Consider the following 476-nt stretch of genomic DNA (forward strand, 5'->3'; position numbering starts at 1 on the left):
CACTTATCTTGTGAAGAGTGAACCTACGACCTTTATCTTTATGCTTGAGAAAAGTTGGTTGCGGGAGCACTTATCTTGTGAAGAGTGAACCTACGACCTTTATCTTTATGTTTGAGAAAAGTTGGTTTCGGGAGCACTTATCTTGTGAAGAGTGAACCTACGACCTTTATCTTTATGCTTGAGAAAAGTTGGTTTCGGGAGCACTTATCTTGTGAAGAGTGAACCTACGACCTTTATCTTTATGCTTGAGAAAAGTTGGTTTCGGGATCACTTATCTTGTGAAGAGTGAACCTACGACCTTTATCTTTATGCTTGAGAAAAGTTGGTTGCGGGAGCAGGATTTGAACCTACGACCTTCGGGTTATGAGCCCGACGAGCTACCAGGCTGCTCCATCCCGCGTCCGAATGAACTTCTTAAGAAATTAAGAAGAAAGCCTCAACAGTTTTAATTCATATTGAAAGAATTGGTTTTGGCA

General features: G+C 41.4%; 1 tRNA gene. It reads right to left on the reverse strand.

Annotated elements, in window-relative coordinates:
* Positions 1–323 precede the first annotated feature (323 nt).
* Positions 324–400, reverse strand: a tRNA-Met gene (locus tag AC0UA9_RS04040).
* Between the last annotated feature and the right edge of the window lie 76 nt (positions 401–476).

Source organism: Colwellia sp. F1, from assembly GCF_056238625.1.